Genomic DNA, 21114 nt, shown 5'->3' on the forward strand with positions numbered 1-21114 from the left:
GCATTCAGCAGCGAGGCGGGGGTGGGCACGTACGCCCAGACCGTCGAACCCGCTCCAGCGTTGAGGGCGTCGACCAGGTTGCCGAGCGCCTCATCGGCAGGCTCCCCGAGCTTGACCGAGTTCTCGATCTCCATGAGAGCGACAACATCGGCGTCGAGCGCGTTGATCGCCGAGACGATCTTCGACTGCTGCACCCGGAACTCGGCCTCGTTCGAGGCACCGCGGGCGTCACCGCCGAAGGTCGTGAAGTAGTTGAAGACGTTGAAGGCGGCTGCCTTCACGTCGCCGCCGACCTCGGCGGGAGCCGCGGTGCGCGGGTTGAGCGACTGCCAGGTGGGCTCGAGCGCCGCGGTCTCGGCGGGCGAGGCGTCGGTGAGCGGGCGCTGCGGCTGCAGGCGCCAGTCGTCGAAGCCCCAGCCGAGGATCATGCCGGCGGCGGGAGCAACGAAGCGGTCGCCGTTGCGCACGACGGTGGCGGCGTCGAAGTAGGGCTGCCCGCCGACGTGCGCGGCGTTGGAGACCTGGATGCTGTAGCCGTCGTCGACGAGCAGCCGGTTGGCGCGGTTGGCGGCGGCGATGGCGCCCGCCGCGGCACCGGCATCGGTGGTCTCGGTGGCCTTCACGGCCAGGTCGCCCACGTTCAGCCAGAGCGTGCCGAAGTTGAAGAGCTGGTGGCTCGAGCTGAGGACGGCGCTCTCGGGCGTGACGAGCATGCCCTCGTAGGCCTCACGCGCAGCGCCGACGACGCTGTTGGGAAGCACCGTTGGGGCCGGGAGACCGGCGGCCTGGGTGACGACCTCGTAGTTGGCGTCGGCGGTGGCGCTGATCTGGGTCTGTCCGTTGAACTCGCTCGCCGTGCCCGTCACGGTCACGAGGTCGCCGAGCGCGACGGCGGGGTTGGCGTTCGCCGAGAAGACGAAGACGGCGTCGGAGCGGCCGGGCGTGGCATCCGAAGCCCCACCGCTGCCCGCAGTCTGCAGGTAGAAGCCGCGGTAGCCGCTGGTGGTCGCCGCGCGGTAGTCGCCCGTGATCACTCCCTCGACGGTGACGACGCTGCCGGCGACGGGGGTGGCCGCGCCATCACCCTGCACGTCGGCGATGGTCGCGGTGGGCGGTGCCGCGGCGGCCGGCGACGCGACCACGGCGGTGAGCCCGAAGGTGAGCGCCCCGGCGGTGGCGAGGGCGGCTGCGCGCCTCGCCAGGGAGTGGATCGGGGCGGATGGCGTCGTCGTCATTTCAGCGGGTCTCCAAGCAAAACTCGTCGGCTGTGCCCCCTATGGGGGTCGGTTCGTAGCCTATGCATTGCCAGTGACACTGTCGAGGTTTTGCGCCGGAACGTTACCCGCCGGTCAACTGGGGTTCACCCGATACCGTGAACACATGCTCTCGGTCATCATCGGCATCTCGAGCGCGCTCATCTACGGCGCCGCCGACTTTCTCGGCGGAACCGCGTCGCGCCGCATCAGCCCCGTGCGCGTCACCGCCGTCGCCGCCGCGGCCGGCCTCGTCGCATTGCTGATCACCCTCCCCTTCGTCGGCGGCGCGTGGTCGACCGAGGCCGTGCTGCTCGGCGCCCTGAGCGGCGTCACCGGTGCCGTCGCGATCGGCCTGCTCTACGCCTGTCTCGCGATCGGGCCGATGAGCATCCTCTCGCCGCTCACCGCCGTGGTGTCGGCGATCGTGCCCCTCACGATCGGGCTCGTCGGCGGCGAGCGCCTGCAGCCGATCGACTATCTGGCCCTCGGCCTCGCGCTCGTGGCCGTGGTGCTCGTCGGCTTCGTGCCCGAGAAGGGCGCTGTTCGCCCCAGCCTGCGCGGCGTGCTGATGGCCGTCGGTTCGGGGGCCGCCATCGGTCTGTTCCTGGTGATCATCGATCAGACCCCGGATGACTCGGGGCTCGTGCCCCTCGTCGTGAACCGGGCCGTGGGCGCGGCCCTCCTCTTTGCCGTCGTGGGGCTGCTGGCGCTGCGCCGGTCGAGTAGGTCGCAAAGCGACCGTATCGAGACCCCCGCAGCCGCCTGGCTCCCCGGCCTCCGCCTCGCCATCCTCTGCGGCATCGTCGACGCCGTCGCCAACACCGGCCTGCTCATCGGCCTGCGCCTCGGCGAGCTCTCGGTCATGGCCGTTCTCACCGCGCTCTACCCGGCCGGAACGATCATCCTCGCCGCCGTCGTACTCAAAGAGCGCATCGCCCCCGTGCAGATCGTCGGCCTCGTGCTCGCCGTCGCAGCCGGCGCGATGCTGGCGCTGGCGTAGGCCGGCTCGCTCAGTCGTCGGGGATGAGCCGCTTGCCCAGAGACACCGTGTCGTCCGCTTCGTAGCCGAGCGCCCGGTAGAAGCCGATCACGCGCTCGTTGCCGGTGCGCACCTGCAGGTTGATCTTCGGGCAGCCCATCGCCGTGAGCAGCCGTTCACCCTCGCGCATTAGCTGACGTCCGAGCGCCTCGCCCTGCCGCCCGGGGGCGACCGCCAGGTAGTGCACCCAGCCCCGCAGCCCGTCGAACCCGAACATGCCGCTCGCCACGATCGCGCCGTCGATCTCGCCGACAAGGAACAGCTCCGGCTGCACCGTCAGCTTGCGGGCGATGTCTTTGACGGGGTCGTTCCACCGACGCGTGAGCCCGCAGTCGCTCCAGAGCTGAATGACGGATGACTCGTCGGCGGGCGAAAACGGACGCAGCTGCATCCTACGATTCTCTACTTAGCGGGCACCGTGGCGCAGTCGAGCGGCACCGTCGTGATCGGCGTCGGGTTCACCATCGGCGTCGACTGGACTTCGAGCGTGCGGACACCTGGCGTGCCGGCGATCACGTCGTAGCTAATCGTCGAAGTCGTGCCCGGATCGACGGTCACGACGACACGTCCGACCTGGTAGTCGCCGTCATGGTGACCCGTGTACGCGGGCGGTCCTCCGTTAACCGTGATGTTATTGATGATGCTTCCTGGGGGCGCGTACAGCAGAACGATCATGCGCTGCTGGCCCTTCTTGAGCTGCATGGGCTCCCACTGGCCCAAGATGGAGCGAGAAACCTTGTTCAAGCCAGTCGGATCAAGCGTGTTTGTGAGCTTGGTGGCTACCCGGTAGCTTTCCAGGCCATCGGCGCGACACGTGGCTTGTGCGATGTCGATGGTTTGATTCAAGTAGAAGTTCATCTTCGAGCCGACGTTATCCGCGAAGTACACACCCATGCGCTCGGTTGTGGCGTCACTGATAGGTATCTCGGCATTGAGACTGCCAACCGAGACAAGACGAGCTTGCTCGTCTTCGTGCGCACTCCAGTAGGCCATTCGGCGCTCGGTGAAACTTTGGGTAATGGCGCCGATCAAAGCGCCTGGGTCAAGGGATCCGCTGGTTAGAGCTTTGAATGTGGCTCCAACTGCCTCGTCGTAGACGACATCCTGATTGCGGTTGTCTTTTACGGTGTTGCTCGTGTTGAACCGCTGGTACACATCGTTAAGAAGGAACTTGACAAGATTGTCACTCGTTAGAACATCGCCGGTCGAGAGCGGAATCGGGCCCGTCGCGCGCAGGACGTAGCTGAGCGCAACCGGGTCAATAGAGATGATGCCATCTACCGCATAACCTTGGTCCCGTTTCCACATTTCCTGGGTAACCAGTGCGGCAGTGGTGAAACTCGGGCGCGCAGTATTGTTGGCAATGAAGTTGCCGAGCTCACCGTTGAAGAGTTCTGCTACACCGTCCGGCTGCGGCAGGACGGGCACACTTGTGGTGAAGTTCTTGAAGCCAGCTGGAATCGACTCGTCGAACGCAATTCGACCTTGGTCAATGCTGATCACCGCGAACGAGAGCGCGGTGCCACCGAGCGCACGCGATTCCGCGGGGTTTTGGAACATGACCACGTACTTGCGCGGTCCGTCCGAGCCGAGAGTCGGCGTGATAACCGGGGCGATTGTGTTCGCGGTTTGCAGGAGAGGCCCAACGCTCTCGAGCAGGCCGGTGAGCGTGGTCTTTGCGCTCGAGACCTGATCGACCGTGTCTTTCGTGTCGATTGCCGCGAGCGTCGCTGATGTTTCTTTAAAGCTCGCGTCGGCTTCGGCAACTGCGCCCGCCGCTCCCTTGAGCGGCTCAAGGTCGATCGCCCCGTCCTTGGGCGCTAGAGCGGCCGGGTCAACCGCAGATACCGCCTCGACCAACGGGGAGGCAACGTCGGTCATGAGGTCGTTTGTAACTCCGGCAAGTTCCCGCACGACGGTGAGGTTCTTGCCCAATGTCGGGATGCCCTCACCGAAGGACCAAATTGGCTCTTCTGTGATTGCCGCAGCCGCAGCAGTGTGCTTCTTCACCTTGTCGAGGGTCGCTACGGCGCCATCCATGTCGAGGGCCGCCGCCTGAGTCTTGAGATCGGAGGCGAGCGCCTGAGCACTAACAAGTTCATCTTGGGCCGCAAATACGCGCGAAGCCAGTTGCCAGGCGAAAAGTCCGCCTGCTACCAGAACAAGAATCACCACTACGACCAGCCAGAACCACCAACGGCGTACCAGCCGCTTTCGGGGAGGACGATGCGCCGGGGCGCGGAGCTCTTCGGTGGCGGACATCCGATTAGTAAAGCATGCTCATGCAGTTAAAACGCTCAACGTCGCTGAACGGCCACACTTCCACGGAGTGCGGCCGCCTCAGCATTCTTGCGATCCTTCTCGACGAGGGAATCGCGGTACGAAACCATCAGACGCAGTGTCACTGAGAAGGCCGCTCCGAGTAGGAATCCCGTGGTGTTCGAAATCACATCACGGATTTCGGGAAAACGGCCCGGAAGAAATTGGCTCTGAAACAACTCGATCCCGACAGAGAACGCAGTTCCCAAAATCAGCAGGAGCCACCATGCCTTTCTTGGCAGGAGGAGCGCGGCGAAGATTCCGAGCGGCACGAACATAATGATGTTGCCGACGAACTCAATATGCAGAAAACCCACGCTCGTTAACAAGCCGCGTGAGTGAAGCTCGTAAAGTAACCAGTCGACAGCCCGCGAGACTAACCCTGTCCCCGGCATCTGAGGCGAGATGGTAATAGTGAGCACGAAAATCGTGTAAATGAACAAAGCGAAAAGTACAAGTCGTCGACGAAATCTGGATGCCATGTCCAACTCAACTTTCCCGATCTCATCGTTCACCTAGCAGGCCAATTGCGGCCATGCCCGCACGAGCCACATTTAGTCTCTTAAGGCGCCCGCCTGAGGGTGCGAAGCGCGTCCCTCTTATACGCAGTCAGCGTGAGAAGCATCATACCCACCCGCGATTTCAAGATACGGCGCCACGACCTTCGACTCAATGGTGTCAAATTATTTCCGTGTATTCGGCGCTCCACTGTTACACCGCCCAAGTGCGAGATCCCGCCGTCGACGTTGCCCGCAATTGCTATCCACAAATCGTGCGCCTCGGTGGCCCGAGGGAATGGAAGCACTAGGGACAGGGCGTCGCGCCGAATGCCCATTGCGCAACCGAAATAGGGGAGTCGTCCCCGGTAGATCAGTAATAGGTTCGAAAACTTCGAACGAGATGACGCCTCTTCGTCGACGAATTTTGGCGAGGTGTGCGCATTCCCTCCGATAAGGCGCCAGTTCGAAGCCACGACGCGCGACGATTGGAGTTCAGCGAGCATGTGGCTCAGTCGACCTTCCACCCAGATATCGTCTTGGTCGGAAAGGAAGAGGTAGTCGCCTCGCGCCTCCGATAACGCTCTTTCGAACGCGCGCACGTGCCTTACGTTTTCATCGAGCACAATGAGCCTGATTCGAGGGTCAAGAATTCGCCGAAGCACTTGCACAGTGTCGTCAGTAGACGCGTCGTCGACGATGACTAGTTCGTCATCGTGGTCTAGTTGCGAGAGAATCGAGTCCACTTGCGCTTTGACGTATGCGGAGCCGTTGTAGGTCGCCATGCATACGCTCACGTTTGGTGTGGGTGCTTCCGGATGACTGAGAGCATCCCGCGCAGAGATAGCCTCGCGAGTCCTCCGCCCCCATGGTCGAGCGAGCGGATTCGGTGAACCCAAACGACCCTCGAACGCTGCAGCGCTGAACGAAGCAAAAGCGACGATTACAACCCAGCTAATCACCGCGGTGGGACCCCCGAATCCAAACAACGAAGCCTCCAGCAACTCGCCAACCAGGATCGCTACAACCGCGCCAACCAAAATCCGATCGGTCGCCGTAGACGCGCGAACTCCCCCGACAAGCAGCACAGCAAAGACCCCAAGGAAGATGAGCAGCCCGATCGCTCCGAGCTCGACCAGAATAGAAAGGTAAATGTTGTGTGCCGTGAATCCATCTGAGCTCGGAAGGAGCTCAATGGTGCGATATCCCGTACCCAGAACCGGTCTTTGTTCCCAAATTCGCAGCAGTTCAGCCCAGATTTCGAACCGGCCTGAACTTATATCTGAGCCCTGGTCTGATCGATCTAGGTAGCCTCCACGCCCGAAGAACTTTTCGGGGAAAATAGCCACGAATGCGGCGACCCCAGCAAAGGCAGCGGCGATTGTCCAGAGAGCGATTTTCCTGTATCTCGACACGAGTAGCGAGACCACCACTCCGAGAATTGCTCCGGCCGCAGCACCTCTCGAACCTGTGTAGTACAAAGTTATGGTTAGCGCGAGAATTCCAATCGCGGCTGCTGCTCGTTGCGCCCTCCGCCGATCACTGAGCACTATCCAAACACCGATAGGCAGGCCGACCGAAGCCAACAACGCGGCGTAGTTCGGATTCGGAAAAATGCCCTGATATCGGCCGAAATACCCCATAACGCCGGCCGGTGCTACCAACCAGATGATCCCGCCCAAGATCATGCAGATCGACATGACGTAGAAAATGAATCGGAAGTCACCCCGGAGCGCGCTTCGGTCCAGCCACCTAGAACTACTCGTTGCAATCAGGAAAGCGAACACGCCGAGGAGCACGGCGCCCTGCTGAGCGCTCACACCCGGAGCAACACTCCAGAATGACGACAACAGAGCTAACACGGCCGCCGAGGTGAGCGCCCATCCGACCAACCCGAACCTGACCGTCTTCGCGAGGAGCAAAGCTGAAGCACCACTCGCGAGAAGCGGGACGAATTGCCCGGCGGACCAGAACGCGTCGGGGATGGCGCTCTCTGGCAACGCCAACCGAACTACAGTCACGGCGAACGACAATCCCAGTCCGACTCGCCATATCAGCGCTTCAAAATTGGACACGCCACTTAGTGAGGCGAGACCACGCCCATCATTGGCTTTCAACTGATGAAACACCTGACACCCAATCGTGAACTAAGCAAAAGAGCGCTTGAGAGCGAGTAGCAGATGGTGGCAACGATAAAGACCCCCGCCACCGCCACCGCCCCCCCGAGCGCCGCAGCGATAAGCATAAGAGGGATCGCAAAAACGACTGTCACGAAAGCTAGAACCAGAGAACTCCGTTCGAGACCCGCGATCGACATGATGGGGTTCACATTCCCAATCAGGAGTATCAATGACTGACCGATTACTAGAACCAACAGCGTAGGACGTGATCCTTCGAAGTCGTCTCCGAACACTTGAGTTATCGGACCTGAAAACGCGATCATGATGAGAGCGAGCGTGATTCCCAGTGCGCTACCAATGCGCGTTGCGCGGCGCAATTGCGAGTTCGCATTCACGAGGTCGCCCGAGGCGAGTGCACGCGCGACTCTGGGCACAAGATAGGTCGTCTGCAGAGCGGGAATCAGGGAAATCACCGTGCTTGACCGGGCCGCTGCGTTGTAGAGACCCACCTCGCGAACTGACCCTGCGATTCCAAGCGCGTACAGCGGTCCCGTCGACAACAGAAAAAAGAGCATCGATGAGCCCATCATCTGCAACATCGACCGCACCTCAGCACCGGTTTTTGTGACTGGTCGTATTTCAGTTGTGGGTTTGGGGACCGACCGGTGGGTCCAAACAACAGATACGACTGCAGTGAGGATCGACGCACAGGTGTAGTAAACGGAGATAGCCGCAGACGGGACGGCAGCAAAAATCGAGATCCCAACGAGCGCCAAGATTGTCACTCCCTGGCTGAGACCTGTCTCCGCGAACGCGCCCATCGAAATGCGCTCCGCTGATCGCAGAGCCGACGAGTGCAAGATCGCGAGGCAGGTAAATGGGACTGAAATCGAGAGAATTGCCAGATGGATTCCGATATTGCCCGAAGGGCCAAATGCGATCCACCCGAGCCCCACCCCCAGAAGTAGAGTTGCGATCGTGATCGAGCCCCAAAGACACACACGGCGTAGCCAACGCAATTCTGCCCAGAAGTCGTCGAACTTTCCGGTAGAAAAAAGCGCCGGCAGTAGCTTAATGGCGAGATTCTCCGAACCCAGGCGCCCCAGCATCCCGCCCAAATTCACTATGGCAAACGCGAGAAAAAACTCGCCAGATTCGGTCGCTCCGAACAACCGACCAATAACCACCGCGAGAGCAGCGTTGAGCACGAGCGTGAGAGCGCGCGCAGCGATTGGCAGTCGTGCGGTGAGTGCCTGAATCACAGCGAGATTCTGCACGCGGGATTCGACCGAGCCATATTCGACTCCGTCATTCGGGCACCGGAATTTTCCGAATGCTCGAGCGGGCGTGGTGCGTTGCGGCGGTGGAGCGAATGAAGTTGACGACTCGTCGGGAAGTGTCAGGAATCTGATAGTCCGCGGGGATCGCTGCGGGTCCGTCTTCGTCAAATTGGCGCAACATGATGTCGACGCCGTCGAGAATCGCTTTCGATTCCACGCCCGTGGTGATGGTGACCCCGGTGTCGATCGCTTCTGGACGCTCAATGGCGTCACGCAGCGATACTGCAGGGAAGCCTAACGTCGACGACTCTTCGCTAATCGTGCCGCTGTCGGACAGTACGAGACGAGCATTGATCTGGAGGTTTACGTAGTCGTTGAACCCGAATGGCGCGTGGAAAATCAGGTTCTCCTTCACTTCGCCGGCCTGGCTCTCGAGACGCGCACGTGTGCGCGGGTGCGTCGAGACAAGAACGGGCAGTTCATATTTCGCGCTCAAGTCCTGCAAGGCGCGCAGCACCGAGTTCAGTCGCTCGGGATTGTCGACGTTCTCTTCGCGATGCAGGCTAACGAGGAAGTACCCGCCCTTCGAAAGCTCCTGCTTCGCAAGGACGTTACTCGAATCGATCGCGTCCTTGTTGCCGTTGAGCACCTCGAGCATGGGGGAGCCGGTAAGGAGGATACGCGACGGGTGGATGCCTTCGCCAAGGAGGTTGCGACGTGCGTGCTCGGTATAAACGAGGTTGTAATCGCTGACGTGGTCGACGAGGCGGCGGTTGGTTTCCTCGGGTACGTTGTCGTCGAACGAGCGATTGCCAGCCTCCATGTGGAACACGGGCACCTTCATGCGCTTGGCCATGAGGGCCGAAATGCAGCTGTTCGTGTCGCCAAGAACTACCATAGCGTCGGGCTTCTCGAGGTTTAGTACCTGCTCCACCTTGAGCAAGATCGAGCCGAGAACGGCACCTAGCGAGCTGGTGTCGGCTTCGAGAAAGTGGTCGGGTTTGCGCAGTCCGAGGTCTTCAAAGAAGACCTCATTGAGCTCGTAGTCATAGTTCTGTCCGGTGTGCACTAGAACGTGGTCGGTGTACTTGTCGAGACGCTTGATCGTCGCTGCGAGGCGTATTATCTCAGGGCGCGTTCCGACGACGGTCAGAACTTTCAGGCGTTCGCTCATGCTTGTACTGCCTCTGCAATAGTGTCGGGGGATTCGGGGTCGAAGATGTCGTTGGTCCAGAACGACGTGTAAAGCGTCTCGGAGCCGGTGTTCGTGATTTTGTGCGACCACATCGTGGGCATGTCCACAGCTACCGGTGCGTCGCCGGTCACCTCGAACTCAATGACCTCGGCGGTGAAGAGTTTGCGCAGCGCGATAGTCGCTGAGCCAGACAGCACCGTGAATCTTTCGATTTTGCGTCGGTGGAAATGGTCGCCCCGGCTAACGCCCGGCTCGGTGGTCGAGAACGACGACTGTCCGGGCCCACCGTGGGTGCGGATAATCTCGAAAAACGAGCCACGGGTATCCGCATGGCGCGTCAATTTGACTGGCGCCTGCTCGGGGAAGGTGAAGGAGCGATAGGTATTGAACAAATCGCGGTCGAACGGCGTCGCGACGTCAGGAATCTCGCCGGCTCGGTAGAGCGCACCGATCCCCTGCAGTTTGGACAGTAATTCGGACACGACAATCTCGCGCTCGAGCGTTGGCTGGTCGAATAGCGACCGCGCTCCGCTCAACAGATCGGCCGCGTTTTGAACGTGGAGTAGCGTGAGCCACTTGTCGTTCTCTACCGTGGGCGACTCGCCCTGCGCCACGAGATGGCTGAAAGTGGCAGTGACAGCGTTATAGAACGGGCGTCCGTGCTCGCCGAACAAGTTAGGCAGCAGCACGTTGTCGAAGCGAGCGCCGACTTCAATCGCGGCGGCCTCGAGGATGCGGCCAGCTTCAGCCTTCGCCTCACCGTAAACCGTTCCGTTGCCCGACTGGGTCGAGTTTGCGTATGAGACTACCGACGGCGCCACCTCTGCGGCGCGGATAGCGCTGGCGAGCTGCGTGGCGAAAAGCACGTTGCCCGTGCTCACCTCGTCGTCGGGGGCGCGATTGATTCCGGCGATGTGAATTACTCGGGGTGCGCCACTAACTGCGGCGGTGGCAGCCGCCAAATCAAAGTTGTCACCGATCGCTATTCGTTCGACCGTGACACCCGACTCTTGGAGCGCGGCACGGAGGTGCCAGCCGAGGAACCCGTTCGATCCCGTCACCGCGAAGCGAGTCATGCGGCGGTGGACTTCTCGACCGGGCGTCCGGCCGCCGAGAGCTCCCGCCGGATCTCAGGCAGGGTCAAAAGTAGACCTTCAATGTCGGACACGCTCATGCGGTCTACCGTGTGCGAGTCGTAGTCCTCGAATTGCGTTTGGGTGACATCGCCCTTTTCGAAGTACACGCTGTAGTTCAGGTCACGGTTGTCGGCCGAGATTCGGAAGTACTCGCCCATGTCCTGCGCGCGCGCGAGTTCTTCACGACTGGCCAAAGCCTCGGACAACTTTTCAGCGTGACGAGTGCCGATTACCTCGACCGATGCGGACGGTTGGAAGAGGTTGATGACCGCCTGCGCTAGATCGCCGATCGAGCACGACTCGGCCTTACGAATGAACAAATCGCCCTGCAGCGCGTTCTGAAACGCGAACTCGACCAGGCTCACCGAGTTATCGAGCGACATCATGAAGCGGGTCATCTCGGGGTTAGTCACCGTGAGGTTCTTGCCCGCTTTGAGCTGACGAAGGAACAGCGGGATGACCGACCCTCGCGAGTACATGACATTCCCGTAGCGCACGCACGACACAGTGGTCTCGGCGTTGGGGTTGTTCAGCCCGTGGGACTGCGCCACCTTCTCCATCATGGCCTTGCTCATGCCCATGGCATTGACCGGGTAGACGGCCTTGTCGGTGCTCAGGCAGACGAGGGAAGAGACACCGGATGCCTCCGCAGCGCGAACCACGTTCTCACTACCGATGACGTTGGTCTTCACGGCTTCCATCGGGAAGAATTCGCAGGACGGTACCTGCTTGAGCGCCGCAGCGTGGAAGACGTAGTCGACGTCGCGCGTCGCACGCTCGACGCTGAGATAGTCCCGCACGTCGCCCACATAGAACCGCACGCGCGGGTCGTCGATGTCGTGACGCATCTGGTCTTGCTTAGCCTCGTCGCGGCTGAGTACGCGAATCTCGGCAACGTCGCGTTCAAGGAGTTTCTTGGTAACCGTGTGGCCGAAGGAACCTGTTCCACCGGTGACCAGGATTCGCTTGCCTGCATAGTCGCTCATTGTGTTCTCTTTCACTTGATGTGGAGGCACGTCTGGAATGAGGCGACCAAGGCACCCAAGGCGCCTGCCGCAACATCTTGGTGCACGGGGAAGTTGATGATGTGCTTGGACAAGTCGTTCTCGAGTTCGAAGCCGCTACGGACCGGCTCGATGAGCGTGTGGTACAGGCTGACCATCCCAAACCCCGCCTCGTTCATCCCACGATAGATGGCATCCCGGTTGTCGCCGGTGATGCGCACAGGAAGAGTCTGCGGAACGTCGCCGTCCCCGAGTTCGGGCCACAACAGCGTGAACTCGGTGCCGTGCTCGGGGAGAGACCGCAGCAATTCGGCAATCGATTCGAAGTTGCGACGACGCGCGCTCGCAATAGACGCCCAGTTGTACGACAAGATTGTGCCGGCGAGAGCGGGTCGGGTCGATTGCTGGGTCGTAACGAGATCGGCCCGGGTGTAGGTGATCATGCCGCCCTCGCTGACCGGGAACATCTTGTGCAGCGAGAACAGGTTCATGTCGCCAAAAGAACCGGCACCGCCCTCTCCGCGCGACGAGTAGAACCCGTGAGCGAGGTCTTCGACCAGTAGCATCTCGTGCCGGTCGGCGAGCTCGCGCAATTCGGCGATGCGGGGATCCGTGCGGCCGAAGTAGTGGATGACGACGAGAACGCGGAATTTCTGAGTCTCGAGCATCTCGATCAGCTTTTCAACGTCGACGGACAGGTCGCCGTTCAGCCCGTAGAAGCCGGCACGCGCCTGGACATTGAGCACGGGGTCGAATACACCACTGCCCTCGTTGGCCGACCATCCGATAAAGGCCGGAAGCAGTACGCCCTCCTCAGGGTCATCGAGGACGGCCTCCAAGAAGTCCTTCATGCCCTCACGCGCCGATGCGTAAAACAGCGCGGGTTGGAGTTCCGTCTGGGGGTCGACCGCGGTCTTAGTGATGGTTGTCATGATGCGGATCCTCGCGGAGTGCGCCCCGGCACGGCGAGCGACATTCGGTCGCTCAACCCTTCGAGACGGTAGTGAACGGTGATTTCGGTGAGAGCGGCCTCTGGCACGGAAACGAAGACCGTGCTGAGATCGGGGAACATCGTCGCGACGCCCGCCAGGAGGTCGTCGTCAAGGAATGCCGTGAGAGAGCGGGCGTTAAGGATGCTCGGTCCGAGCAGACCGACGGTAGCGCTCGTGCTGGCGGTCGCGACCGCGAGTTCGCAGAAACCGTAGGCGCTGTAGGCCGCGAGAGCGTTCGGAAGCCCGGCGACCTGTGGCTCGGACCCGCCGGACGGGACGGGGCGGGTCGCCCAGGCGCTCGTCGATTCGTGCTCGTACCCGAGCCGGGCGTAGAGGCGGCGGGCCGGTTCGTTGTCGCGGAAGACGTCGAGCTTCATTGTCACGATGTGGGGTCGGGCGGCGAGGAACTCGCTGATGAGAGCGGTTGCGATGCCCTCGCCTCGCGCGGATTCGTCGACAGCAACGTACGACAAGAAGCCCACGCCGTCGCCGAGAACGCGGAAGTCAGCGAAGCCGAGCAGACGGTCGTCGCCCACGGCCCGCGCGGAGACGAGCACCCGATCGGGTGTGGCAGCGGGATGGGTGACCGCGACGGCTAGGTGCGCCGCCATGCCCGGCTGCGCGTAGGCGAGGAACGGGGCACGGGACTCGTCGAACGAACTACGCACTAGGTCGACGATTTGCTTGGTGTCGTCGGCACGCACCGGACCAAAGACGTAATCAACCACTCTGCCTCGCCGCCCGACGCTCATCGTCGAGGTTGAGCATCTTCGATTCGGGATCGACCTCGATGCCGCTGCTCTTGAGCACACGCAGCACGGTGAGTCCGAGGATCCGTAGTTCGAGCCGGAGAGACAGGTTACGCACGTACCAGACGTCCATCGCCAGCCGTGTGTCCCAGGACGCGGTGTTGCGCCCGTTGACCTGCGCCCAGCCGGTGATGCCAGGCTTGACCGCGAGACGCAGCATCTCTTCTTCGGTGAAGTGCTCGGTGTACCGCATGAGCAAGGGTCTCGGTCCGACGAGCGACATGTCGCCGCGCAGCACATTGAGTAGACCGGGCAGCTCGTCGAGGCTCGAGAGCCGCAGGAGCGAACCGAAGCGTGTGAGCCGGATACCGTCGGGGAGAAGATCGCCGGACGCGTCGCGCTCGTCAGTCATAGTGCGGAACTTGTACATCGAGAACAGCTCCCCGTCCTTTCCGGGACGGGCTTGCTTGAATATGACGGGTCCACCGAGCTTGGCGCGCACGGCCACCGCGACGACACCCATCGGAATGCTGAAAGCGACTAGGCCCGCGAGGGAGGCGGCGACGTCGGTCGCACGCTTGACCGCGAGGAATCGCGGCTTGAGCAGGCTCGCCTGTTCGAGGGATTCGGCGAATCGCGCGGCACCAACTTTAAGCGCCAGTTTTTTGCGGTAGTACCGGCTTCCGGACTCGCCCATGCTGCGGCGCTCCTCCGGGCTGAGGGCGTGCAGGCGCCGGATAGCGGCGGCAAGCGCTTCGGGATTCTCCGACTCGAAAGCGAGTCCTGCTCCCGCGTTCGCGACCATGCGGGCGGCGTCGCCCCCGACGCCCATCAAGATCGGCCGTCCGGCCATCAAATAGGCCTGAGTCTTCGACGGAATGGTGATCTCGAACAGCGGGTCTTTACGCAGGTGCACGAGCAGGACGTCGGACAGGGTGAGGATCTCGCCTATCTCGACGATTGGTCGACGCGCCAGGAAGGCGACGTTGTCGAGGCCCATCGTCTCGGCGCGCTGCTTGAGGCGGTCGACGTCAAGCCCGCCGCCCACGAGCACGATGCGGATCTCGGGCTGGTCGCGCAGCAGGGCTGCCGCGTCGAGCACGGTGTCGAGCGCCTGCACGGTACCCATGTTGCCCGCGAACGTCACCGTGAATGTTTTGCCGAACCCGAGTTCGGCGGCCCGGGCATCGGTAGGTACCCGCACGTCGATCTGCTTCTCGTCGGCCCAGTTCGGGATCACGTCGATGCGGCGTTCGGGGACGCCACGCTCGATCAGCAGCTTCTTGAACCCCGGGGACAGAACTGCGACCCGCGCGGCCGAGCCATAGATGCCGGCCATTGCCTTGCCGACCGCGCCGAGGATCTTCGGGCGGTTGAGCATGCCGGTCACACCGAGAGTGTCGGGCCAGAGATCTTGGACGTCGTAGACGAACGGCACACCGCGCAACCACTTCGCAACGAAGGCAGGGAGACCGACGGTGGCTGGCGGGTGATAGACGTACGCGACGTCGGGGCGCTTTCCGGCGAGCACACCGAAACTGGCGGATACCGCGAAACTCCCGTAGTTGAGGACGCGCTTGATGCTCGACCCGTCGTGACTGGGATAGAGCGGCACACGCAGCACGCTCACACCCTCGACGGTCTCACGCTGGAACAGACGGATTTTGTACCCGTCGTATATCTTCCCGCCGGGATAGTTGGGAAAGCCAGTGAGGACCTCCACCTCGTGACCCTGACGCATGAGTTCCTTGGCGAACAACAGACCTTTGAAGGTCGGCTCGGGATCGAACCACTGGGTAAGCAGGAGGATGCGCAAGGGACGCACGAGTCCTTCCGTTTGATGTTCTGGCTGAGAGGAAGAGATCACTAGACCAAGCGATATTCGGGGAAGTAGCGTGATTCATCCGGCCACTCGCGATCGGCGGCTTCGAACTCCGCACGCCTCGCGGCGACCAGTTGCGCGTTCAACGCCGGCTGAAGTATGCGTTGCCCTGACTTGAAATCTACTGCACCGTTCGGCGCGAAGGAGCGTTTGTAGCGCTCGATGCCATCTCCGGGAGTCGGACCGCCACCGAGTACAAAGTGCTTTTTACCCTGCGAGCGCCCCCACGTGACTACCTCGAACTTGAGCAGGTCGTTCGGCCGGAACTCGAAAGCCGCGCTGTCGGTTCCGCCGAGGAACGAGTAGATGGACTCGTCGGACACGAGTACCAGTTCGGTCGAAATGATCGTGCCGCCGAGTCGGGCGTGGAAGAAGGCGAACTGCCCGGGCAGTCGTTCGATGATCGTCTCGAAGAATGATCGGGGAAAGAAATATCCCGAATCGGCGTCGCGGCGGTCGAGAGTGCCTGCGTATATACGGAGGAAGTCGTCGAGGAATTCGCCGCTCTCGTCGACCGTCACTGAGATCTCGTTGCGCAGGGCCTTCTTGACGTTCTTGCGCACCTTTTGCTCGAAGCCCATCCAGATCTGGTCGTCGGTGCCCTCTAGCGAGATGATGATATTCGTCGAGCGCGTCACGACATCGCCGGGGTACGGCAGGAACGTGTCGGCGAACAGGCCGAACCGGATGAACTCGGTGACGACGTTCTGGCTGGTCGCCCATTCACCGAAGGACGCCCAGAATTGCGCGGCGAGCTCGGTGGCCGCGCCTGTGACCCACGCCTGCGGTCCGCCGTAACCGTAGGGCGTTATGAGGTCGCTTACTCCGGCCAGAGTGTCGTCGAGCTGCGCGGCGAGAGTGCGCCTGATGAACGGGTAGAGCACCGTGCCGTCGTCCGATGCGAGATAGGCGCAGACCGCTGCGTCCTCGCCTCCCGCGAACAAGGCCACGTAGTCAGGGTGGTTGTACACCTCACGCTTGTCAGTCGCCGACCACGCCGCGATCCAGGCGTCTCGGTCGACGGGCTTGCTGGCGTCCCATACAGTGAACTCGCTCTGCATGTCGGCTAGACCACGACGGCGCGCTGGCCGAGGAAAGCGTTCAGCGTGTCGAGCACGCGGGCGATCTCGATGCCGTCCAGGGCCGACCCGCTGGGCATGGTCAGGCCGGATTCGAACAGGTGCTCGGACGTGCCGTCGACGATCCGGGGAGCACCCGCGAATACCGGCTGCATATGCATAGGCTTCCACAGTGGCCGGCTCTCGATGTTCTGTTCGAGCAACGCGGCGCTCAGCTCGTCAGTGGTCCACCCGGTAACGGCGGAGTCGACGAGGATCGACGTCAGCCAGAAGTTGTCTTCGTCGTCGTTCGTGCCGCCGAAGATGGTAACGCCGTCAACGGCTGCGAAGAGCTCGCGGTAACGCTCGCGCATCGCGCGACGCCGTGTGATCATCGAGTCGAGGCGGGTGAGCTGCGCGCGGCCCAATGCAGCGAGCAAGTTGCTCATGCGGTAGTTATAGCCGACCTCGGTGTGCTCGTAGTGCACCGCCGGCTGCCGCGCCTGGGTGGCGAGGTACCTCGTGCGCGCGGCCAGTTCGACGTCGTCTGTGAGCAGCATGCCGCCGCCCGACGTCGTCATGATCTTGTTGCCGTTGAACGAGATGACCGAGGCCTTGCCGAAGGAACCTGCGGCTCGACCACGGTGCGTCGCGCCGAGCGACTCGGCGGCATCGGAGAGGACGGGGATGCCGTGTTCCTCGGCGATCGCGAGGATTTCCGTGTAGTTCACGGCCTTACCGAGGAGGTCGACCGGAACGATCGCACCGACGCGCCTGCCCGACGCCGCCACTTCGGCGATCGCTCTGCGCAGAAGCGACGGGTTCATGTTGCCGGAGTCGGGCTCCGAGTCGACAAAAAATGGCTGCGCGCCGGTGTAGACGATCGCATTCGCCGTGGCTGCGAACGTCATCGTCGACGTGACCACGGTGTCCCCGGGCTTAACGCCGAGCCCCAGAAGGCCGAGGTGCAGGGCGGCGGTACCGGAACTCAAGGCCACTGCTTGCGCGACGCCGAGCCGCTCGGCCATCTCCTTTTCAAAAGCGTCGACATCAGGGCCGAGCGGCGCAATCCAGCCCGAGCGCATTGCCGCGACGACGTACTGTTCTTCCAGATCGCCGACGTCAGGGGAAGACATGTAGATGCGATCATTCATCGAAGGGAGCTTTCGTGATTGGCCGACCGAACGGCTTCCGGACCGCCCTCAGGCGTCGGTGTGATGTAGGCCTGCTTGCAGCGTTCGGTCCAGCGGTCCTTGTCAAGGTTCTCCGGAGCAATCGGCGAAACAGCGGTGTGGGAGATCTTGGGGTGCACGGGGCGCTCGTCAGTTTCATTCGCGCCGACGAGTTCCTCATGAAGTTTTTCACCTGGGCGAAGACCCGTGTAGACGATCGCGACGTCCTGACCGGACATATCGATCATGCGCTGTGCTACGTCGAGGATGCGAACCGGTTCACCCATATCGAGGATGAGGACCTCGGCCGGGCGGCCGATGCCGCCGGCCTGAACCACGAGCTGGCAGGCTTCCGGAATTGTCATAAAGAAGCGCGTCACGTCAGGATGCGTGATGGTCAGCGGGCCTCCTGCCTCGATAAGAGCAGTGAACGTAGGCAACATCGAGCCGCGGCTTCCGATGACGTTTCCGAAACGAACCGAGAGATAGCGTTGGCCCGACTTCTGCGCTGCCCAAGCCGTCAGCTTTTCTGCGACGCGCTTCGAATGACCGAGAATGCTGGTTGGGTTCGCTGCCTTATCAGTGGAGATGTTTACGAAAGTCGTGACGCCGACGGACTGGGCCGCTTCGAGCACGTTGAGCGTACCCAGAACGTTCGTCTTCCAGGCCTCGTCGGGAAACTGCTCGAGCATGGGGAGGTGCTTCAGCGCAGCCGCGTGGAACACCACTTCGGGACGGCGCTTTTGGAAAATGTCCATCACGGAATCCGCGTCGCGAATGCTTGCGAGTACGACGTCAGGGGTATCGAGCAGACCATGGCCAAAGATTGAAATCTGCGTGCTTTGCAGCCCGGTCTCGTCGTGGTCGAGCATGATCAGTTCAGACGGCGCGAATTTGTAGATCTGTCTGGACAGTTCGGAGCCGATCGATCCACCAGCGCCGGTTACGAGTACGCGCTTGCCCTTGAGATAGCCGGCGATCGACTCGATCTTCGTATCGACGGGGTGGCGCCCAATCAAGTCTTCGATTGAGATGTCGCGCAGGTCGCGCAATCGCGACTTGCCCTCGAGGATCTCTTCGAGCGGAGGAAGCACCTTCACCTTGAGACCCGCTGCAGTAGCACGGTCATTGATCTCGCGTAGAAAACCGGCGTCAGCTTTTGCGATCGCCACTACGAGCACCTTCGCCTCGGTAGTGGCCGCGACGGCCTCGATGTCGTTGCCCGTGCCGAGCACGCGTACGCCGTCGAACCAGCTATTACGACGTGCTGGGCTGTCATCGATGATGCCCACCGGCAGAAATAGGGAGTTCCGGTCGGTCAACATGCGCCGAACGATCGTGGATCCCAGGTAGCCAGCTCCGTACACGAGTGCCGGTTCGGCCTCTTCGTCATGCTCGATCAGACTCTCCACGATGAGGCGCTTGACATAGCGGATGCCTCCCATGAGCACGAACGCAATCGGCCCCGCAAGGAGGAAGGCGCTACGCGGAACCTGAATGAGCGTGCCAAAGAGGGCGACAGGAACACCAACGAGTACCGCGCCGATGAAAACGGTATAGAGCAGCGAACGCACCTCGGCAAAGCTGCCGTACGGGTGCCGGCCGCGGTAAAGGTAGACCGCCCAGCCTGCCCCTGCCTGAATCAGGATAGTGACGACAGCGATGGCGGCGAGCCATCGCCACGAGACCTGGGAGGTATCGAAGTCGTAGCGCAGCAGGACCGCGAAGATGAGGGCGAAGATCCAAGCAACCGCGTCGATCAGGTATTGAGTGCCGAACCTACTAACGGGGCCTCTCGCACGGATCTTGTCGAGTTGGTTCTTCGCAAAGGAGGCAATAGTCATCTGGACCGCCAAGTCGAATCAGCGCCGATGGCCTGATGAGTTGGGGGTAGGGCTATCGTTTGAGCGCTTCTGCCCAAATGTGGTGTCGCCATTGCTTCCCCTACGTTGCCTTTTGTCCGTCTCTCAGCGATACGCATGAGAAACAAACACCTTATTGTCACATACGACCCAGCTCAGCTGCGTTGGAGCGGGCGGCCGTGGCGCTAAAACTGATCTTGAATCAAATTTCGGAAGTGCTCAGTCTACGTCGGCAAAGTAAACACTACAAAGTGACGGTGTTCCCTATTAGATGTAGAAGTCCGGCGTGTGCGGCGTTCGAGCGCGAACCCGCGCTGGCGCACCCGTGATGAGCGACCCTTCCGGCGCATCCGTCAGCACGACCGAGTGCGCGCCGACAACCGAGTTGGCGCCGATCACGACCGGCCCCAGGATGCTCGATCCCGCACCGACGACGACGTGGTCGCCCAGGGTCGGGTGCCGCTTTCCGGGCAGCGACGTCACACCGCCGAGAGTGACACCGTGGTACATCATCACGTCGTCGCCGATCTCGGCCGTCTCGCCGATCACGACGCCCATGCCGTGGTCGATGAAGAAGCGGCGACCGATCGTTGCGCCCGGGTGAATCTCGACGCCCGTGAGGAAACGGGTGAACTGGGACACCACGCGAGCTAGGAGGTGCCACCGCCACATCCACAACCGATGGGCGAGGCGATAACCCCAGATCGCGTGGAGTCCCGAATAGGTCAGCCACACTTCGAGCCCGCTGCGGGCAGCCGGGTCCCGATGTCGGGCGGTGGCGATGTCCTCCCTGAGCCGGGAGTGCTTCGACAAGCTCAGCGACCGGTCTAGTCGACCAGGTCTTCGTAGAGCACGGTAGAGAGGTAGCGCTCACCGTAGCTGGCGACGATCACGACGATCGTCTTGCCGGCGTTCTCGGGTCGGCCGGCGAGTTCGAGGGCGGCCGTGACGGTCGCACCGCTCGAGATACCGCCGAGGATTCCCTCTTCGGCCGCGAGACGGCGGGCCATCTCGACGCTCTGCGTGATGTTGACGTCGATGACCTCGTCGTAGACCTCGCGGTCGAGAACGTCGGGAACGAAGTTCGCGCCGATGCCCTGGATCTTGTGCGGGCCGGGCGCTCCTCCGTTGAGGATGGGGCTCTCGGCAGGTTCCACCGCCACTACCTGCAGGCCGGGCTTCTGTTCTTTGAGGAAGTTGCCCGCGCCGGTGATGGTTCCGCCGGTGCCGATGCCCGAAACGAAGATGTCGACGGCGCCGTCGGTGTCGGACCAGATCTCGGGCCCGGTGGTCGCGCGGTGGATGGCGGGGTTGGCCTCGTTCTCGAACTGGCGGGCGAGTACCGCTCCGGGGGTCGTGGCCACGATTTCGGCCGCCTTCTCGACAGCACCCTTCATTCCGGATGCGCCAGGGGTCAGCACCAGCTCGGCTCCGTACGCGCGCAGCAGTACTCGGCGTTCCTTGCTCATCGTCTCGGGCATGGTGAGGATCACCTTGTAGCCGCGGGCCGCGCCGACCATCGCGAGGGCGATGCCGGTGTTGCCGCTCGTGCC

General features: G+C 62.0%; 17 protein-coding genes and 1 pseudogene. 1 reads left to right on the forward strand and 17 read right to left on the reverse strand.

What is annotated here, in order from left to right:
* Positions 1-1235: pseudogene (locus tag ACLQ6X_RS17725) on the reverse strand (nuclease); the annotation flags it as partial.
* A 145-nt stretch (positions 1236-1380) separates the two neighbouring features.
* Here ACLQ6X_RS17725 and ACLQ6X_RS17730 point away from each other — a divergent pair.
* Positions 1381-2256: an EamA family transporter gene (locus ACLQ6X_RS17730; RefSeq protein WP_411701469.1), complete on the forward strand. Its 876-nt coding sequence runs from the start codon at positions 1381-1383 to the stop codon at positions 2254-2256.
* Between the two features lie 10 nt (positions 2257-2266).
* Here the strand turns inward: ACLQ6X_RS17730 and ACLQ6X_RS17735 are convergent, their stop codons facing one another.
* The 16 genes from ACLQ6X_RS17735 to cysK form a co-directional block, all read right to left on the reverse strand.
* Positions 2267-2686 (reverse strand): GNAT family acetyltransferase, encoded by a 420-nt coding sequence (locus ACLQ6X_RS17735; RefSeq protein ID WP_411701470.1) that lies wholly within the window; start codon positions 2684-2686, stop codon positions 2267-2269.
* 11 nt (positions 2687-2697) lie between these two features.
* Positions 2698-4557, reverse strand: coding sequence for a DUF4012 domain-containing protein (locus tag ACLQ6X_RS17740; protein ID WP_411701471.1), 1860 nt, complete (start codon positions 4555-4557; stop codon positions 2698-2700).
* A 35-nt stretch (positions 4558-4592) separates the two neighbouring features.
* Positions 4593-5096: a VanZ family protein gene (locus ACLQ6X_RS17745; RefSeq protein WP_411701485.1), complete on the reverse strand. Its 504-nt coding sequence runs from the start codon at positions 5094-5096 to the stop codon at positions 4593-4595.
* Between the two features lie 80 nt (positions 5097-5176).
* Positions 5177-7240, reverse strand: a complete 2064-nt coding sequence (locus ACLQ6X_RS17750) for a glycosyltransferase (protein ID WP_411701472.1) — start codon at positions 7238-7240, stop codon at positions 5177-5179.
* Positions 7225-8493 carry a lipopolysaccharide biosynthesis protein gene (locus ACLQ6X_RS17755; RefSeq protein WP_411701473.1) on the reverse strand — a complete coding sequence of 423 codons (1269 nt, stop codon included), beginning with the start codon at positions 8491-8493 and terminating at the stop codon, positions 7225-7227. The genes ACLQ6X_RS17750 and ACLQ6X_RS17755 overlap by 16 nt, the downstream gene beginning before the upstream one ends.
* A gap of 46 nt (positions 8494-8539) precedes the next feature.
* A complete protein-coding gene (wecB, locus tag ACLQ6X_RS17760) occupies positions 8540-9685 on the reverse strand; it encodes a non-hydrolyzing UDP-N-acetylglucosamine 2-epimerase (RefSeq protein ID WP_411701474.1) in 1146 nt (381 codons plus the stop codon).
* Entirely contained in the window at positions 9682-10782 is a 1101-nt protein-coding gene (locus tag ACLQ6X_RS17765; protein ID WP_411701475.1) for an NAD-dependent epimerase/dehydratase family protein, read from the reverse strand. Before ACLQ6X_RS17765 ends, wecB begins: the two co-directional genes overlap by 4 nt.
* Entirely contained in the window at positions 10779-11828 is a 1050-nt protein-coding gene (locus ACLQ6X_RS17770) for a polysaccharide biosynthesis protein (RefSeq protein ID WP_411701476.1), read from the reverse strand. Before ACLQ6X_RS17770 ends, ACLQ6X_RS17765 begins: the two co-directional genes overlap by 4 nt.
* 11 nt (positions 11829-11839) lie before the next feature.
* Complete coding sequence (locus ACLQ6X_RS17775; protein ID WP_411701477.1) at positions 11840-12778, reverse strand: DegT/DnrJ/EryC1/StrS family aminotransferase; 939 nt, start codon at positions 12776-12778, stop codon at positions 11840-11842.
* Positions 12775-13566 (reverse strand): GNAT family N-acetyltransferase, encoded by a 792-nt coding sequence (locus tag ACLQ6X_RS17780; RefSeq protein ID WP_411701478.1) that lies wholly within the window; start codon positions 13564-13566, stop codon positions 12775-12777. Before ACLQ6X_RS17780 ends, ACLQ6X_RS17775 begins: the two co-directional genes overlap by 4 nt.
* Positions 13559-15412: a sugar transferase gene (locus ACLQ6X_RS17785; RefSeq protein ID WP_411701479.1), complete on the reverse strand. Its 1854-nt coding sequence runs from the start codon at positions 15410-15412 to the stop codon at positions 13559-13561. Before ACLQ6X_RS17785 ends, ACLQ6X_RS17780 begins: the two co-directional genes overlap by 8 nt.
* Before the next feature lie 41 nt (positions 15413-15453).
* Positions 15454-16530, reverse strand: a complete 1077-nt coding sequence (locus ACLQ6X_RS17790; protein ID WP_411701480.1) for a lipid II:glycine glycyltransferase FemX — start codon at positions 16528-16530, stop codon at positions 15454-15456.
* Between the two features lie 5 nt (positions 16531-16535).
* Positions 16536-17663, reverse strand: coding sequence for a DegT/DnrJ/EryC1/StrS family aminotransferase (locus tag ACLQ6X_RS17795; RefSeq protein WP_411701481.1), 1128 nt, complete (start codon positions 17661-17663; stop codon positions 16536-16538).
* Positions 17664-17677: 14 nt separating this feature from the next.
* The gene (locus tag ACLQ6X_RS17800; RefSeq protein ID WP_411701482.1) at positions 17678-19543 is read right to left on the reverse strand and encodes a polysaccharide biosynthesis protein; all 1866 of its coding nucleotides are present in this window, start codon (positions 19541-19543) and stop codon (positions 17678-17680) included.
* Between the two features lie 285 nt (positions 19544-19828).
* Entirely contained in the window at positions 19829-20374 is a 546-nt protein-coding gene (gene epsC / locus ACLQ6X_RS17805) for a serine O-acetyltransferase EpsC (RefSeq protein ID WP_411701483.1), read from the reverse strand.
* A 14-nt stretch (positions 20375-20388) separates the two neighbouring features.
* On the reverse strand, positions 20389-21114 hold a 726-nt coding region (cysK, locus tag ACLQ6X_RS17810), incomplete at its 5' end, for a cysteine synthase A (protein ID WP_411701484.1).

Origin of the sequence: Conyzicola sp., assembly GCF_046714715.1 — a bacterium.
Lineage (GTDB): Bacteria > Actinomycetota > Actinomycetes > Actinomycetales > Microbacteriaceae > Conyzicola.